The organism is Streptomyces sp. NPDC048506 (genome assembly GCF_040651315.1).
Taxonomy (GTDB): Bacteria; Actinomycetota; Actinomycetes; order Streptomycetales; family Streptomycetaceae; genus Streptomyces.
The window spans coordinates 70,679-84,313 of sequence record NZ_JBEZIX010000012.1 but is presented as its reverse complement, the minus strand read 5'-3'; the positions used below and the strand labels follow the sequence as shown (position 1 = coordinate 84,313).

Below are 13,635 nucleotides of genomic sequence, written 5' to 3'. Positions count from 1 at the left end.
TTAGGTCAGGCCGCTGGCAGGCCCAGAGCCCGTAGCGTGCCCGGCGCCACATCAAAACCTTCGAGTTCATGGGCGAGGCGCAGTACCTGGTCTGCGATAACGAGATCACGGGGAGTCTCGGGAACGGTGTCGCCGGCGCTTCGCAGGAACTCGGCGATCTTGTGCCAGGAGTAGAACACCGTTCCCTCCCTGCTGGATTCCGGTTCTGGGAATCCGCCGGGTCCGCGCTGGTCACGGGAGAGCTGTGCCAGAGGCTGGTAGCTACGGCCGCATCGCTGCGCGGCCTCTTCGAGGGTCACTGTGTCGTCGTGGTGGACTCCGACGGCGCGCAGGCCCGGGATGAGCCGGATGTTGCGTGCTACCTGGGCGATGGCGTCGAGGAGCGTCGGTGCCTCAACGTCGCACGACAATTCTTTCAGCTTGGTTGGGTCAGGGCTGTGCGTGTACTGGTGGGGATCGTCTGGGGCGAGTGTGTAGGAGACGGAACCGTCGGCAAAGGCATCGCAGTGGTCGAAGGCGTTGGCCTGCTCAGGTGTGAGGGGCTGATTGAGACGGAGAGTGAAACTCCACTCGGACACGGCGCGCTCCTTTCAGTGCTGATGTTCCCTGACGAACCGATCGATGCGCTTCGCCTCGTTGCCGGGGTTCTTCGGAGTGCCCGACACCGTGATCCGTGCTCCACAAGAGCAGCACACCACCCATCCCCATCGGTGGCCGTTCTTGTCTGGCACTACTTGGCAATTGGCCCTCTTTGCGCGATCGAGGGCCGCCGCAACGTCCCCATTTTGGTGTCGCCCCTTGGAGATCATCCACGGAACCTACCCACTGTTGCACATGAGCAACAGTGGGTGCTGGGTGCCGCGGCGTAAGTTCCGCGGACTCAATGGACCGCTGCCGACCCGGCCTATTCAGCCCTTGTCTGCCCAGTAGTTGGCCAGCATCTCGCCGGGCCAGGTGGGCTCATGGATCGGGCCGCGCGGCCCCATCTCGGTGAAGAACGGCGACAGGTCGTAGATCTTCGTACCGACCACCGCGTCCAGGTCAGCCACGCGAAGTTGGAGGCCGTCGACTTCCAGCAGACGCGGGAAGGACTGTGCGAGCTGGTTGGGGCGCCTGTGGTTGCGGTGCGCGAATGTACCTGTGGCCGGCCACCGAGTGTTTCCGCGCGGGCTGCGAGCGTGGTACTCGACATCACTCGGGGATGCCTGGTCAAAGTGCCAGACGACCACGAGGTGCGAGAACTCCTCCAGGCCCTGTACCGAGTCCAAGGGGAACTCGGCCTCGTCGAGCTGGATCACGGACTCGACGCCGCCCCAGTAGTCGTCCGCGACCTCGATCCGGCCTGCAACCACTTCCCCGATCGGCTTGATCTCCAGAGCCATGCTCAGCCCTTCCGCTCATCGAAACGTGCAGTCACGTTACTTGGGCCAGGTATGTGGCCGCGCGGGCATCGAGCACACCGACCGCGGGGATACCGCGCTTCCGGAACGGCGAGAGCAGTTGCCGCATGTCTACGACAGTCTGCCGGGCTCGGCCCGAGTAGATCCCGTCCTCCATCGCGTCCAGGACGCTGGTCCACGTTGCGCATGCCTCCTCGACCCCGCCCTGGGCAATCTGCGTTGCACCCATGTACCCGAGGGTGACCGCGTGCGTGCGCCGGAAGGCGGCGCCGCGCGTGCGCACGGAGCGCCGGAACTCCTTGACCGCTCGCTGGTGATCACCGAGGTCCCGAAGAGTGCATGCCGTCTCGTGTGCCAAGGACGCTTCGCCGAAGAAGAACGTTCGGTCCGGCTCTCCGATCCCGTCGTGGGCGTTGGACAGATCGTCCTCAGCGCGCAGCAGGGCCCGTGCTGCCTCGTGATTGCGGCCGCTCGCAGCTAGGGTTCGCGCGTGTACTACGCCGAGGAGCGCTCGCTCACGGGGGGTGGCGGCCGCGTACCGCTCGCCGTGCACCGAAGCCTGTGCGATACGGAGGGCTTCGCGTCGAAAACCCATGTCGAGCGCCTGGTGCGCCATGGCTCGAAGAATGTGTCCGCTCAGGGGCGCGTCGCCGGACCGGGCAGCGAGCTTGACCGCGGTGTTGAAGCGTTGGAGGGCGACGGCGTGCTCGCTGTTGTCGAAGGCCATCCAGCCCGACACGTAAGCCAGCTCGGCGGAGGCCGAGAACATGGCACGTCGGGTCGCGTCGTCGGCAAACCGGCCCCGAAGGAAGTCGTGAGCCTCATGCTTCAGGTACTCGTCGACTGCCCGCCGGCCGTGGCCACCACCACGTCGCTGGTCCATGCGCGAGAAGGCCAGGGTCAGCTCCCGCACGGTCTCGACGTCGCCGCGACCGACGCGTTTGCCCACTGAGGGCTCTTCGGCCGGTGGCGTCGACATCGCGTCCCACCACGTCTCCTCGGGAAGGATTAGAGCTGCCGCGGAGTACACCCCGCCCGCCAGCAGTCGACGCCGGTCCGTGTCCACGCCACTCCCCAAGTCGTTCAGCGCGATCAACGGATCAACGCGCCAGTCCAGCGCCCCCTGCGCTGGTGATGTGGAAGCTGCGAACCCGATCTCTTCTGGCGTGATCTCACGCTTCAAACGACGGGACAGCGCCTGGCACAAGATAGCGGGCGCGATCCCAGACGGCTGGGTGCCTCCCACCCACATACTGACGTGGGAGCGTCCGATCTTGGAGTTTTCCCGTACGTCGCCGTTCAGTGTCTCGACGGCGACCCGGTTGTACGCGGCGGCGGCTTGCGCTCGTGACCAGGCCGCTTCCAGGAGGAGCGCGGCCAGTCGCTCGTTTCTCTCGCGCGCCATCCTGCGCCCCCGCCGCTGAACACGATCTTTGACCACGTTGACCGGACCCGCCCCGGAAGTACCCCGGGGACGGGTGCAGATCCAACGTAGTGCTCAACTGCCCTTTGGTGCAGCCGAGGTGGCGGAAAGCCACCCTTGGCGACTCACGGTGAGGAGTTCATCCGCTTGCTGGCCTTCAGCTCAGGGAGGCGAGCAGTTCGGCGGCCGCAGCTTCCATTGCACCGGTCAGCGGTCCTGCCTTCCCCGTCCGTCGGTACGCCCGCGCCACGTTCGCGCACAGCATTAGCCGTGACAGCTGACCGGTCCGAGTGTTGAGGACGTCGGCGAACACGTTGAGGACACGGGCGGCGAGGACGGGGACCGGCAGCGAGGCTGACCACAGACAGGCCGCGTCCCAGCCGGCGGGCGCCAGCCCCCAGTCCTCCCAGTCGAGCAGGGTGAGCGGAGTGGCGGTGAGGTTGGCGTATCCGACGTCGCCGTGTGCGCACGTCCACTCCGCCACTGTCGTGTCGACCTGGTCGCCGTACACCTCTCCGATCCGCCTGGAGAGGTGGCTCTGCTGGACGCATACCCGGCTCGTTTCGTGCCTGGCCAGGTTCCCCAGCGCCGTGCGCAGGTCGGCCCACCAGGCTTCTGCCAGGCTCGGGTCGCGGTCGACGGTGCCGGCCGGCGAGAGAGCCGGGGAGGTGGCGAGGCTCATCTCATCGGCCCGCCACACCACCCCCCGGCCCTCGTCATGCCACATTGAGGCCGCAAACCAGTTCGGTCGCGGCACTCCTTCGATTGCGACGGAGGCTTCCAGTCCGGTCCACGACTGCGCGCTGAACGCGCCGGGCCGTACCCAAGCCAGTCGCACCCAGGTGCCTGCCGAAGTCGGGAACCCGGCCGTCCCGTTGTACTGGGAGTAGTGGGCACGGTCGCGGTAGAGGACGCGGCCGGTACGCTTCTCGGCTTCGGCAAGGACGTCCTCGTGGCTGATGGTCGACAGGTCATCCATGGTGGGCCGCACGGGCGGCTTCCTTTCCGCGTCCCGCCCGTTCCCGTAGCAGTGCGCGGTAGGCGTGAACCATCGGCATGCTGGCCACAATGCGGGGAGCGGCGGCGAGCTCGGCGAGGTGGTCCGGCTGGGAAGTGCCCACGGCAATCCTGCTGACGGAGGGGACGGCGAACGCTGCTGCCAGCCTGGCCTGGACGCTCGATACGGCTGGCTGCCCCGGTTCGAGGAACAAGCCGGTATCGACGCCGGACCAGACCGGATCTGAGGGGTCGCCCGCAAAGGGTGCCATACCCCACACCGCCCTGCCACTTAGCTCATGGGCAAGGTTCTCGGCGGTGTCGAGGACCGGGCCGGGCACGGCCAGCCCGGCCCGCACCATCACGACATCTGGCCGTACGGGTACCCCGGCCGCGACCGGGATCAGGGGCAGCGGGTTCCAGGTGGCGACCCCCCAGGCTCGGCACAGACCCGCTGCCTGGCAGGTAGCGAGCGTCTCGCACGCGACCGAGAACCGTCCTGGATCGTGCTCGGGGTTGTGCAGGAACACCGTGTCGGGCACCCGGCCGAGAGTCCGTCCTGCCTCGGCTACGGCGGCCCGCAACCGGCTCGGGTCGAGGTCGTGGCCGTCGGGGAAGTACCCCACTTTGGTCGACAGCTCGAATCGCTCCAGAAGGTCGCCTGCTTCACTCGCGAGGGCCCGGTGCCCGTCGTACTGGCTGTAGTTGTAGGCCGTGTCGACTGCGGTGATACCGACCTCTAACGCCCGTTCGAGGACAGCACGGGAGGGACCAGACCGGTATAGCCCGAGAACAATTCGTCGGTCAGCTCCGCGCACAGCCCCTCCCGGACCAGGATGTCGGCGAGTTCTCCAGCGTTGACGCCTGTCTCAATGCCTGCCTGTTCGATCTCCACCGGCGCGCCCGACAGGAACAAGCGCAGCGCGGGCAGCGCCTTGCCGTGGAAGGTGAGGCGCTTACCCGAGGCGGAGACGATGACGTGTTCGCCGTCCGGCTCGATGAGAGGCGGGAACTCGGTCACGCACACCACGGCGTTCGGCGCTCCGAACAAGCCGGAGGTCTGCACGTGCCGGGCGGCCGTGCGCTCCTGCTCGCGGGTGGCGAGGAAGGCAGCCGGCGGGAACTCGTCGACCAGGCGGGCAGCCGCGGACCCGAGCGCGGCGGTCTCCACAACCTTCCCCTCCGCCGTGCCCCACCGATCCAGGTCCGTGCGGAATGTCTCCTCGCGTCGGCACTGGTCGGCGAGCCACGTCAACCAGTTCACTCCCGTGCGCTTCACGAACCCGAACGTCAAGTGCAGGCTGTACCCATCGCCGCTGTCGGTGCGGGTGGCCTGGTGCCAGTGGCCTCGGGGGATGTGCATGACCTCCCCGGCCTTGAGCGTCCCCCGCCATATGGACTGGTCCGGCGGGGTGTTGTTCGGCTCCGCGTCCCGGTACATCGGCACCGGCCGGGACACACCACGAACGTCCCACGCCTTCTCACCGGCCACCTGAAGGATCACCACATCATGGTCGTCCCAGTGCAACGCAAACCCGGCCGCGTCCTGCGTCGTGAGGTACGCGTTCACCTGGACGAGCTCGCGAGACCACCACTGCAACGCCCGGCAGGCGACCTCAAGGGCGGGATCGAAGAAGTCGAGTTCGTCGAGGACCAGAGTGCAGCCAGCGCGCATCAGCGCCCCAAGTTGCGTCATGTTCGCGAACCGGATGCCCTGCCCGCGGCGGGTAACCGTGTCGGTGAAGTACTCACCGGGGTGAAGCTCATGCCCGTCCTGGAACGCCCGGAACTGGGGGTGCGACAGGCAGCGGCGCATCACGATGTCGAGAAGCCGGGCCGGAGTCATCAACCGCGGCAGAAGGGCCGGGGCGGGGACACTGCCCCTGGTGAACACGGAGCCCAGGGCGGCTGGACCGTCCCAACCGAATGCGGACTCGATGGCGTGAACAAGCTGATGCTGCACATGTCCTCCGGGAACGTCGGGGCAGGCCCGCCGCAGACCGCGGCGGGCCCAGATGCGGAGAGAACCGGCGCCTATGCCTCGGGGTGGTTCAAGCCGTCGCGGTTCTCTCCGTCGTCCCCGGCGGAGGTACCGGTGGGGTCGGACTCCTGGGTATCGAAGCGGTCTTGCACACGGGCCAGCTGCTCGACGGCGATCAGAAGCCCAGGCTCGCCGGCACTGCTGGAGGGTTCTCGGTTGGCCATAGTCGTCCTCGCTCACTTCCAGTGAAGGGGGCTGATGACGTGCTGTAGTGCCCTGGAACCCTGCCCTCTCGAACGGGTGTACGCAAGAGCGTGAATGAGCCCCCGAGGCACGCCGGGCGCAGCCGCGAACGGCTTACTCGGATGCGCGACGGGCGCTGGCCGTCGATGTCTACCGCGAGGCGCCTTTGGGCCAAAGGATCGTGACGGGAACTCCTACGCGCTCCGCGTAGGCAACGACATCGGCAGTTCCGCCGTAGCCGCGAGCGGGTTGGCCGTCCCAGACGGCGACAAGCCGATCGGAGAGGCCCACCAAGATCTCGCTCCCGGCCTGGTGGGCTTCGGAGGTCGACTCCTTGAGACCCGTGTCGTGCACGTCGCTGGCTCGCTGCATGAGGTTGTCGTAGACAGGGTGGTGCCAATCCGGCAGACCCGCCCGGTACTCGGCCGCCGGCACGACCACCTCGATCTGTCCGCCCGCGGCGACGACAGCTTGGGCCCACCAGGTGTCGGGCCCGTCAGCGATGCAGCTGATGCCGATGAGGTCGCGGGCGTCGTACGTCTCGACGTGTTCCAGCAGCAGCCTGCGGACCTGGGCTTCGACTGGTTCGGGCAGGCCGCGGTGTCCCGTGATGCCGACGCGCATGGGGTGTTCTCCTACAGGTAGGCGGTGTGGAGCTGGTCGTCGAAGTCGCGCACGATACTTGGCGGCCGGGGTGAGGAGTAGGCGCGGCGGAGGGCGCGGGCTCGTTCTGTGATCTTGCCGGAGCGGAGTCGTATCCCTTCCTGCAGAGCGCGTTGGGCGAGCGCGAATGCGGTATCGATTTCCTTGGTCGCGATGTACCCGTTCGCGACGTCGAGGGTCAGCAGGGCTCGCTGTTTGTCGTGGCTGCTGCTCAACGCGGAGGCGATCTCCTGCTCGCCGATTCTGGTATGGAGGGGCTGACCCAAGCGTGCGATACAGATGATGCGGTAGGCCGCGATCTTCCGTTCGTCGAACGCGAAGATCCACGGCCACTCGACGGGGTCAGCGTCCGGGATGTGCGCGGCGTGCTGTTCGCATGCCTTCATCGCCCTGTCACAGGCGCGGTGTTGACCGCTGGTTGCATGGGCGACGGCCTCGATCGCGGAGAGCCAGGCGGAGGCGAGAGACGAGAGGTTCGCCCCGAGCTGTTGCCGCGCATGGGTGACGAGGCGCAGCGCCTCGTGCGGGGTGCCGGTCTCGGCCTCGAAGGAGGCGAGGCTGCCGGTCTGGTAGGCGGTCAGGAGTGTGTTGCCGGAGCTGCGGGCGGCCTTGATCGAGGAGCCGTACAAGCGGCGTGCGGAGCCGTGATCGGCCATGTCCCACGCTAACCATGCGGCGAACGAGGCGGCTTCAGACCCGACCGAGGCCATTCGGGATCGGTGCGTGTCGTTAGGAGCCTCACCTGCGATGGTCTGGATGAGCCGAAGGTGGGACTTGACGGCCTCCGATAGGTCTCGGGACGCGACGGTCGAGTCCAGTCGCCGGAACGAACTCGTGGCGATGCGGAGAGAAGCGGCCTGGGAGTTGTCCCACTCGGGTGTTGATGTGGCTGCTGCGCTGACGGGCTGAGCAGCAGCGGCGAGAGCTGCTGTGAGGAATTCGCGCCGTTCCACAGGCGATGTCCTATTCGCTTGCTGATCGGCGAGGCCCACCAGATCGAATGGAAGTCCGAGCGCTGTGGCGGCTTTCGCCAGTGTGTCCATGTTGTAGTTGCCGACGGCGCCCTGGTTCTCCAGCCGCGAGACAGCAGCTTGTGAGAGACCGAGTGCTTCGCCGAGTTGGCCCTGCGTGGTCCCGCCGGCTATCTGCCTAGCTCGGCGGATCACGTATCCGAAGTTCCCTGCGCGTGCTGCGTCTTTGAGGTCTCCGAACGCCGCCCAGTCAATGTCCTGTGTTCCCACGGTAGGCAGGATGACACGCCAGTTAGGGCGCCCGTATGCGCGCAGCGAATATTCGGATTCATTTTCCGAATGCCGCATGGAGATCGCGCATTGGAGGCGATTTCCTGGATCTCACGCCCACTTGGGAGCGCCTGCCGTGCATCCCTCGGACGATCTTTGACCACCTTGACCACCCCCGGCCCCTTGACCCCATGTCGATCTGCCGGGTTACGCGGTTCGCTCTTCTAGCCAGCGTCACGACGAGCGGGAGCACCCACATGAACGCCTCCACTGCCAGACCCAGCGCTGCACGTCAGAACAGCACCGACCAACGGCAGCGTCGTCGTGAGGCCATAGCCAGTGGCTTCAGCCGCCGCTTTGCGGTGCCCGCCACAGCGATGCAGGTGCCTGCTGTGGGGAGACCGTAGATGCCCCTCGCGCTTGCCGACAGGCTGACCGAGTTCCTGGACAGAGCGGCGTACGTCTACATGTGGCCGCTGTACCCACCGCCGGATACGTGCAGCCCGGAGCGTCCCAGGTCTCGCAAGGCGCCGGACTGGATGGATGTCGATCGAGGGTTCGCCGAGCAGTGGCACCCCGAGGTGGTCCGCATAACGCCGGACCAGCTCGTACTGCTCGGCGCCGAGCGGCGCGAAGTCCTCAACCAGCGTCTGGCGCACCTCGAAGCCCACGGTCGGACGCCGCGAGTATGCCTGTACGGCCTAACCCCGGTCGGGGAGCAACCAGCACGATCGTTTGCCGCTGCCCGTGCGTACACCGACGGCAAGGGCTGGAGGGTCGGCGCCGACCGCTGCATCGCGGACCGACTCCGCAGGACGGACCCGAAGCACCGTCCCGGCTGGCGCTGGGTGCTGCACCTGATCCGCGCCGGGCACGCCGACGGAGTCGTAGCGCTGACGCACACGGACATCAGCCTGCACCTCGACGAGTACGAGCTCCAGCTCGACCGGGTCAGCCACCACGGTGGGTTCGTCGCGCTTGTGAGGCCGGAGGCGGCGGGGAGGGACCAATGAGGACGCAGGTGGTGACCGTCCTGCTGGAAGCACGTAGAGGGGTCGACGAGGTGAGCCGTGCCGAGCGACGCAGAGGCATCGTATGCCGCACGCTCCCCCGTACCGCTCACTTGGGAGGCTTCCGGTGACCCCCGCCACCTCCGTCGCGCCAGCCACCCTTGCGAAGCCGGTGCCGCCTTCCGCGGGAGCCTTCGAAGTGTCTTTCATCCCGGACAAGGCCCGCGTCCGCCAGATGCGCACGATCACTACCGCCTTCCTGCGGAAGTGGGACGTGAGCGGCCCGCTGGCCGAGTGCATCGTGCTCGCCGTCTCGGAGCTAGTTACCAACGCTGTCCAACATGGCTATGGAGAGGTCGGGCTGCGCGTGCGCTACGTCGCTGGCGAGCTGCGCATCGAGGTCAGCGACGGGAACCCCCAGCCGGCCGAACTGCGATCTGCCGATGATGACGACGAGTCTGGCCGGGGCATGTTCCTCGTCGCCTTCTTCTCGAAGGACTGGGGGGTCAGCGAGGACGGCACGACGACGTGGGCCGCGTTCCGCGTCCCCATGGGGAGGGCCTGATGCTCGCCGACGGCGTAGCCACCGCCACCGCGCCCGCAAGGCGTCCGGTCACCGAAGAGGACGTGGCGAAGCGCAGGCTTGTCCACGTCCTTTCCCGATCCCTCGCAGACGAGGGGATCCCCGACGACTTGATCGCAACCCTTGAAGAAGTCCTTAGCGACCGACCTGGCGCCGCCGCCCCTCCCCGGAAGGTCGACGGCTTGTTAGCAAGACTCGGACTGCCCGCCCCGCGCCAGCGGCCGCCAAAGGTCGCTCCGCTGACCTCCGAAGATGCGGCGCGGATTGGCGACCGGTTCCGCCGAGCCACCCGCCAGATGATGCAGGTCGCTCCGCACCGTGTGGCGTTGTACCCCACCGAGGAGCTGCGGCTGCTGATCGCCCTACGCAACGAACGGCCGACACCAGGCGAGGCGTTGTCGTACCTGCGCCGATACGCCCTCGCGATCGTCGCTCTGCTCGACCTGATGGGAGACGACGAGGAATGACCACCCTGTTTGAGGCCATCACCGCCGCGGTGCACGGGGACGAGCGTCAGATGGTGCGCGAGGATGCCCGCCAGGTGATCCTCGCAGCGCGGGAATGCCTGGATGGTGGCGACGCCTGGCTTTACGCCAGCACTCATGTACCGGCGGTGGAGGCGGTGATCGCCAATCTTCTGCCGATCTGTACGGGACGCGCCCGGCAATCGTCGGTGGCCATGCAAACGGTTGACCACGCCCGCGCTCTCCGCGACGGGCACCACGTCAGCCAAACCTACCCAGCACAACGGCGGCTTCGCGTCCTCCTGCACTCTGCACACCGCCTGCTTGTGATCAGCCAGGCCACACCCCGTCGTCGCCATCGGTGGCGACGACGCATCAACTCCTCCTGGCGCCGATGGACGGCCGGCAATCGCGAGGAACACAGACCAGAACCCACCGCTGGGTGCTCGGAGCTGCTGGCTGGCCCGCCACACCCTGCCCTGGTGCGAGACGGCTGGTAGCGACACCCCCGTACGTCCCGACGGCGTGACCACATCCGCGATTCGGAGTTATCCATGTGCCAGCATCAACCCCCGTGCCCTCCGCCCGATGCTACGGATCGGGAGGCCGCGCACCTCGTGGCGTACCACCCGGAGCAGGGCTGGAGCCTGCTGTGCAACAGGGTCGTGCTCTTCGACGACACCGGCGAACTGCTGCCTAACGGGCAGGTTATCGACACGGCGCTGCGCCGTGCGCAGGCGGCAGCAGCATGAGCCTTCAAGACGAGCACCAAGAGCATGGGTCAGCAGTCGAGTCCGGTTCATCGCCGGAGAATGACGCGGGCACCCGTCGCGCATTGCGTGCTGACCTGCTGCGGCTGGGCAGGGTTGCAGGCGCGAAGTCGGCGGCCTCCACGGCGGCCGTGCTGGAAGGCCACGACGCCCTCGACGGCTACACCGCCGTGTGGGTGCCGCTGGCCGAGCGCCGTCGGGAAGCGGCGACGGGGTCCCCGGCCGACCAGGCTCGATGGTCCCGGCTGATCGAGGGAGCTGCCAGACCTTCGGCGAGGAGCGTGGCATCGTACGAGTCTCTGGTCCTGCGGGCAGGCCATGCACGAGACCTGCTGCGCGCCCTTGCGGACACCACGCCACCGTGGGTACCGATCGCCGATGTCGCACGACGCATCAAGAAGCAAATCGAGGCAGGATCGTACCTCTCCGGTGCCGTCCTGGCGCCAGGCCGGCTCGCGGCCGACCTGGCCCTTCCTCTCCCGAGTGTCCACCTGGCCTTGAGCGACCTCGCGGCCGAGGGCGTTGTCGAGCCAAAAGGCAACAACCGTGTGGGGGTGCCCGGCCCGCACCTCGAACAGGACCGCCCAGGTCAACTTGCAGAGCTCATAAAGAAGTTCATGCAGCAGGGCGTATTCCCTCCCGGTGTCGCGCTTCCGGAACGTCGGGAACTATGCCGCATCCTGGTCACCGGGCAGGGGCCCCTTTCCGTTGCGGTGCAGAGCCTGTTCGACGAGGGAGTGCTGGAACTCGGCGCTTTCCGACGGCCGACCGTGTGTCGAGACGCTGCGAAGCGCCCGAAGACCCCCGCTGAGCTTCCCGGACCGGCACCAGACCTGACCCTCAGAGCTAGCCAAATCCGGGAGGTCGTGCACAGAACCCGCGGCTGGTGGAACGCGCGTCTCTCACCGGTGCCGAGCGCATTGGACGAGGCCATCGCCCAGCTCGGTGCGGCGGCGCACCAGCTGGTCGGACGAGCCCGATGCGGCCCCATTCCGCCCACTACGACGCACCAGCAGGTGTCGGCCCTCATCGCACGCACGGCCGTCATCGCCGCGGCAATGCACCGCCCTCACTCGCAACTGCGGGTGTGGCACGCGGCCTGTCTGGCCACGGCCGTGGGAGACCTCCAGGCACTCGTCGACAGCAACCGCCTCGCCGGCACCCCCGCGACGCCCCTCTCGGCGTGACCTCGCCCACCCCCAACGAAGAGAGAACTGCGCATGAAACGGATCACCGTCCTTTGCTGGAACTTCGAGCGGAACGGCGCCGGTAGCCACATCGCACGGTTCCAGGCGCACGAAAGGCTGCGCGCGCTCAACCCTCACCTCGTGCTGAGGCAGGAGATGTGGGGCGCTGATGATGCCGGGCACCGGATCATGTACGAGCTGGAGAGCATCCTGGGCATGCGCGGCTGGCTCGGGCCGAAGTCGAGCACCGCGGTCTTCGCCGACTCCGTCGTCTTCGAGCCGGTACGGACCTGGCCCGACACCGGCCCGATGTGGGTGCAGCCGCCCACTGCGCTCACCTTCCGCTACCGGCCAGCGGGCGTGGAGTCTATGCCCCTGGCCGTGGCCTCCTACCACCTCAACTATGGCTCGTCCGCCAACCGAGTGGCCGAGGCCGAATGGCTCTCGACCTGGGCCGACAAATACCAGACAACCCCCGAAGGCGAGACGTACCGGCTGCCGGCCCTCCTTGGCGGCGACACCAACAGCTACCCGGAGCCGGGCCTTCCCAAGGACCCCGCGGTGCCCAATCTGGACGAAATTCGGGACCGGCCGCACAGGCTCCATCGCTCCTACGTCGGCCCGGACGGTCGGCGACGGATGGATACGCGCCCGGATGAAGCCCTGCGCACAGCTGGGCTGGAGGACGTGGCCCGGTACTGGGCGACAGCCCCGGGGGGCAACGCTGCCGCCGTGGCACGCACCGTAAATGGCTGTGTCACACACGGACCCGACGCGAGGGTTGATCGCTTCTACGCGACACAGGACCTGCTCCCCGCGGTGCTCGACGTAGACGTGATCGAGGTACCGCTGACGGAGTCGGACCACCACATCGGCCGGCTTGCCCTCGACGGAGACGTGCTGACCGACATCCTCACCCGCCTCCCCGACGCAGCGCTCCAGGCCATCTAGACGAACGACCGAGGCAGCGCGCACCACTGCGCTAGCAGTCGCACACCATATGGAGGACCCAAATGAAGATTACGAACGCCGCCATCCTCGCCGTCGCCGCCGTTGGCGCACTCCATCTTGCGCAGAGGGAGCGGCACCAGCGGCAGCAGAATGAGGTGGCTGTCGCCCGTATCCAGGTCGACAGGCTCACCCATCTGGCTGCGCACCCCGACCTTGCGGCGTTGTGGGCGCCCCCGGGCATGGATGCCGAGGAGTACGTGAAGCTCCTGGACGCCAACCACCAGATCTGCGCCCTCTCGCTGAGGCACAAGTTGGGCATCACCCGCGGAGAGCAGTTGCGCTTCGTCGCCGAGAAGGTCATGGAGCGTGAGGTCGGCCGACGGTACTGGAAGCGGTTCGGCTCCTTCCGTGCGGAAGAGGCGGCGGGCGACAAGCCCTCCGAGGAATTCACCGAAGCCTTGCAGGACGCGTACCTGGCCCACCCGGAGATCCAGCTCGCAGGCGTCTGACCTGTACTTCTGTGCCGCGCGTCGCTACCGACTCACAGCACCGAGACTGGGGCCTCCTCCTGGTCATGAGGCCCACCGCGCCTGTGCGCGGAGGGCCCGAGACCACCCCTCGGAGGAGGAGGCGGCGCCTGGGCGCCCCGGCCACGCTCCGTGAGAGAGACGTGGCCGGCCCGCTCAACCCGCCCGCCGCACTGGTGCCTGACTGGCCCAGGCA

At 67.5% G+C, this 13,635-nt stretch carries 16 protein-coding genes; 8 read left to right on the top strand and 8 right to left on the bottom strand.

Going from position 1 to position 13,635, the window contains the following annotated elements; genetic code table 11:
• Positions 1-5: 5 nt before the first annotated feature.
• The 8 genes from AB0C96_RS12140 to AB0C96_RS12105 all read right to left on the bottom strand — a co-directional run bounded on the left by AB0C96_RS12140 (position 6) and on the right by AB0C96_RS12105 (position 7,947).
• Positions 6-578 carry a hypothetical protein gene (locus AB0C96_RS12140; RefSeq protein WP_362916343.1) on the bottom strand — a complete coding sequence of 191 codons (573 nt, stop codon included), beginning with the start codon at positions 576-578 and terminating at the stop codon, positions 6-8.
• A gap of 330 nt (positions 579-908) precedes the next feature.
• The gene (locus tag AB0C96_RS12135) at positions 909-1,382 is read right to left on the bottom strand and encodes a TrmO family methyltransferase (protein WP_362916341.1); all 474 of its coding nucleotides are present in this window, start codon (positions 1,380-1,382) and stop codon (positions 909-911) included.
• Between the two features lie 31 nt (positions 1,383-1,413).
• Complete coding sequence (locus tag AB0C96_RS12130; protein ID WP_362916339.1) at positions 1,414-2,805, bottom strand: Tat pathway signal protein; 1,392 nt, start codon at positions 2,803-2,805, stop codon at positions 1,414-1,416.
• Positions 2,806-2,980: 175 nt separating this feature from the next.
• A complete protein-coding gene (locus tag AB0C96_RS12125; RefSeq protein WP_362916337.1) occupies positions 2,981-3,814 on the bottom strand; it encodes an aminoglycoside phosphotransferase in 834 nt (277 codons plus the stop codon).
• A complete protein-coding gene (locus AB0C96_RS12120) occupies positions 3,795-4,637 on the bottom strand; it encodes an aldo/keto reductase (protein WP_362916335.1) in 843 nt (280 codons plus the stop codon). Before AB0C96_RS12120 ends, AB0C96_RS12125 begins: the two co-directional genes overlap by 20 nt.
• Positions 4,559-5,782, bottom strand: a complete 1,224-nt coding sequence (locus AB0C96_RS12115; protein WP_362916333.1) for a cupin domain-containing protein — start codon at positions 5,780-5,782, stop codon at positions 4,559-4,561. The genes AB0C96_RS12120 and AB0C96_RS12115 overlap by 79 nt, the downstream gene beginning before the upstream one ends.
• 411 nt (positions 5,783-6,193) lie before the next feature.
• Positions 6,194-6,667, bottom strand: a complete 474-nt coding sequence (locus AB0C96_RS12110) for a hypothetical protein (protein WP_362916331.1) — start codon at positions 6,665-6,667, stop codon at positions 6,194-6,196.
• A gap of 11 nt (positions 6,668-6,678) precedes the next feature.
• Positions 6,679-7,947 carry a helix-turn-helix transcriptional regulator gene (locus tag AB0C96_RS12105; RefSeq protein ID WP_362916329.1) on the bottom strand — a complete coding sequence of 423 codons (1,269 nt, stop codon included), beginning with the start codon at positions 7,945-7,947 and terminating at the stop codon, positions 6,679-6,681.
• 407 nt (positions 7,948-8,354) lie between these two features.
• Between AB0C96_RS12105 and AB0C96_RS12100 the strand changes: the two genes are divergently transcribed.
• The 8 genes from AB0C96_RS12100 (at position 8,355) to AB0C96_RS12065 (ending at position 13,421) form a co-directional block, all read left to right on the top strand.
• Positions 8,355-8,960 (top strand): hypothetical protein, encoded by a 606-nt coding sequence (locus tag AB0C96_RS12100; RefSeq protein ID WP_362916327.1) that lies wholly within the window; start codon positions 8,355-8,357, stop codon positions 8,958-8,960.
• A gap of 124 nt (positions 8,961-9,084) precedes the next feature.
• Positions 9,085-9,522, top strand: coding sequence for an ATP-binding protein (locus tag AB0C96_RS12095; RefSeq protein WP_362916325.1), 438 nt, complete (start codon positions 9,085-9,087; stop codon positions 9,520-9,522).
• Positions 9,522-10,007 (top strand): hypothetical protein, encoded by a 486-nt coding sequence (locus AB0C96_RS12090; RefSeq protein WP_362916323.1) that lies wholly within the window; start codon positions 9,522-9,524, stop codon positions 10,005-10,007. The genes AB0C96_RS12095 and AB0C96_RS12090 overlap by 1 nt, the downstream gene beginning before the upstream one ends.
• Complete coding sequence (locus AB0C96_RS12085) at positions 10,004-10,504, top strand: hypothetical protein (protein ID WP_362916321.1); 501 nt, start codon at positions 10,004-10,006, stop codon at positions 10,502-10,504. The genes AB0C96_RS12090 and AB0C96_RS12085 overlap by 4 nt, the downstream gene beginning before the upstream one ends.
• Before the next feature lie 54 nt (positions 10,505-10,558).
• Positions 10,559-10,756 carry a DUF5999 family protein gene (locus AB0C96_RS12080; RefSeq protein ID WP_362916319.1) on the top strand — a complete coding sequence of 66 codons (198 nt, stop codon included), beginning with the start codon at positions 10,559-10,561 and terminating at the stop codon, positions 10,754-10,756.
• Entirely contained in the window at positions 10,753-11,961 is a 1,209-nt protein-coding gene (locus AB0C96_RS12075) for a hypothetical protein (RefSeq protein WP_362916318.1), read from the top strand. Before AB0C96_RS12080 ends, AB0C96_RS12075 begins: the two co-directional genes overlap by 4 nt.
• Before the next feature lie 33 nt (positions 11,962-11,994).
• Positions 11,995-12,912, top strand: a complete 918-nt coding sequence (locus tag AB0C96_RS12070; protein WP_362916316.1) for an endonuclease/exonuclease/phosphatase family protein — start codon at positions 11,995-11,997, stop codon at positions 12,910-12,912.
• Positions 12,913-12,974: 62 nt separating this feature from the next.
• Entirely contained in the window at positions 12,975-13,421 is a 447-nt protein-coding gene (locus AB0C96_RS12065) for a DUF6082 family protein (protein ID WP_362916314.1), read from the top strand.
• Positions 13,422-13,635 lie beyond the last annotated feature (214 nt).

Coding starts and splice junctions, on each gene's coding strand:
- AB0C96_RS12085 (WP_362916321.1), top strand. CDS start 10,004: ATGACCACCCTGTTTGAGGCCATCACCGCCGCGGTGCACGGGGACGAG.
- AB0C96_RS12075 (WP_362916318.1), top strand. CDS start 10,753: ATGAGCCTTCAAGACGAGCACCAAGAGCATGGGTCAGCAGTCGAGTCC.
- AB0C96_RS12135 (WP_362916341.1), bottom strand. CDS start 1,382: ATGGCTCTGGAGATCAAGCCGATCGGGGAAGTGGTTGCAGGCCGGATC.
- AB0C96_RS12090 (WP_362916323.1), top strand. CDS start 9,522: ATGCTCGCCGACGGCGTAGCCACCGCCACCGCGCCCGCAAGGCGTCCG.
- AB0C96_RS12065 (WP_362916314.1), top strand. CDS start 12,975: ATGAAGATTACGAACGCCGCCATCCTCGCCGTCGCCGCCGTTGGCGCA.
- AB0C96_RS12110 (WP_362916331.1), bottom strand. CDS start 6,667: ATGCGCGTCGGCATCACGGGACACCGCGGCCTGCCCGAACCAGTCGAA.
- AB0C96_RS12100 (WP_362916327.1), top strand. CDS start 8,355: ATGCCCCTCGCGCTTGCCGACAGGCTGACCGAGTTCCTGGACAGAGCG.
- AB0C96_RS12070 (WP_362916316.1), top strand. CDS start 11,995: ATGAAACGGATCACCGTCCTTTGCTGGAACTTCGAGCGGAACGGCGCC.
- AB0C96_RS12130 (WP_362916339.1), bottom strand. CDS start 2,805: ATGGCGCGCGAGAGAAACGAGCGACTGGCCGCGCTCCTCCTGGAAGCG.
- AB0C96_RS12080 (WP_362916319.1), top strand. CDS start 10,559: ATGTGCCAGCATCAACCCCCGTGCCCTCCGCCCGATGCTACGGATCGG.